This window comes from Streptomyces sp. ST2-7A, from assembly GCF_021390475.1.
GTDB lineage: Bacteria > Actinomycetota > Actinomycetes > Streptomycetales > Streptomycetaceae > Streptomyces.
Genome location: NZ_JAJUWS010000085.1, coordinates 1 through 1,696 on the forward strand (window position 1 = coordinate 1; position 1,696 = coordinate 1,696).

1 protein-coding gene is annotated in these 1,696 nt (G+C 70.5%); it reads right to left on the bottom strand.

Annotation, left to right across the window (positions count from 1 at the left end):
• Nucleotides 1-199 precede the first annotated feature (199 nt).
• Nucleotides 200-1,423: an IS110 family transposase gene (locus LZF96_RS26285; protein WP_233877371.1), complete on the bottom strand. Its 1,224-nt coding sequence runs from the start codon at nt 1,421-1,423 to the stop codon at nt 200-202.
• Nucleotides 1,424-1,696: the final 273 nt, after the last annotated feature.

Genomic DNA, 1,696 nt, shown 5'->3' on the forward strand with positions numbered 1-1,696 from the left:
GGGGGGTGCCCCTATCTGTTTCGTCAACCCTGTTGGGGTCGGCTTGTAGGGGTTTGATCTGGTTTTCGGGAGCGTCCCGCGAAGCGGGGCGTTCCCGGCGGATCGGGTGCGTGGCGGGCAGTCCGGTGGCCGGCGGGGCGGGGTGGCCGTGCCGGTGTGCGGGCGTGATGGGGCCTGGAGGGTAAGGGCGGTGGAGTCGTCAGGCGGCGAGGTCGACGTCGTCGGGGGTGCGTGGTTCGTAGAGGGCGCCGGTGCGGATCATCGCGTGGATGACGTTCACGCGCTGGCGGGCCAGGCGGAGGATCGCCTGGGTGTGGGTCTTGCCGCGTGCGCGCTGCCGGTCGTAGTAGATCCGGGAGGACGGGTCGGCTTTGCAGCCGATCGCGGCGAACGCGGCCTGGAACAGGGCGCGTTTGAGGAGCCGGTTGCCGCGGTGGGGTGCGTGCTCGCCACGGATGGAGGTTCCCGAGGACTTCGTGGCGGGCGCGAGCCCGGCGTAGGAGGCAAGGTGTCCGGCGGTGGGGAAGGTGGCGCCGTCACCGATCGCGACGATCACGGCGGCCGTGGTCCTGACGCCCAGGCCGGGCAGGGACGTCAGGAGGTGGAAAAGAGGGAGGGCCTCCAGCAGGGCGGCGATCTCCTGCTCGGCCTGACGCCGCTGAGTGTGGGCGGCGGCGAGCTGGGCGGCAAGCCCGGGCACGATCAGCGCGCTGGCCTCGGTGCCGGGAACCACAAGGGTCTGTTCGGCGAGGGCGTCGAAGATCTCGGTGGTGAGGTGGTGGGCCTTGCGCGAGCCGTGGGCCTTGAGCAGAGCCTCGCAGCGGGCACGGCCGAGCTTCTTCAGCTTGGCCGGGGAGCCGTGCCGCTGAAGGAGTGCCTGGATGTAGGGGTAGGCCAGGCGCGGGCCGACCACTCGTTCCAGGGAGGGGTGGATCTGGGAGAGGAGGCCGCGCAGCCGGTTGGAGGTGCGGTTGATCTCGCCGGCCAGGTCGTTGTCGTAGCCGGTGAGCATGGTCAGCTCGGCCAGCACCTCATCGTCGCGGTCCACCGCGCGCAAGGTGTGAGGCATGGTGCGGGCGGTGTCCGCGATGACGAACGCGTCGCGGGCGTCGGTCTTGGCCTCGCCCGGGTAGAGGTCGGCGGCCCGGCGCATCGACAGGCCGGGCAGATAGGCGACCCGGCAGCCCGACGCACGGGCGGCGGCGATCGGCAGGGCGCCGATGTTGGCGACCTGGTCGACGACGACCAGGACAGCGCCGAACTTCGCGACCAACTTCTCGAACAGCTCCCGCAGTCTCGGCTCAGTGTTGGGCAGCCGCCTGTCGTGGACGGTCTTGCCCTGCCCGGTCAGACCATGGGCGTGGTGGAACTCCTTGCCCAGGTCAAGGCCAAGGAACAGATCTATGTCGACGGTGTCGACCATGCTCGCGTGCCCCCTCGACGTGCACTCGTGCCCGATCCTGGCCGTCCCTTCGGCACCACACGCCGGCAACCACGTTACGCAGACATCCCGTCCCTGAAGTGGTCCGGCGTTGCGCCAGGCCGGGCGGTCGTCAGGCCCCTCATCAGCGGTCAAGCGGTGCCCCGAGACCCGGCGGCAACACCCCCCAGGTCATCCCTTCGACAGGGGGCAAACAGCCATACCGGGCCCGGGGGCCAGGCGCCCCGTTTCGGGGCCACGAGAAAGGTAACGGGG

Coding starts and splice junctions, on each gene's coding strand:
- LZF96_RS26285 (WP_233877371.1), bottom strand. CDS start 1,423: ATGGTCGACACCGTCGACATAGATCTGTTCCTTGGCCTTGACCTGGGC.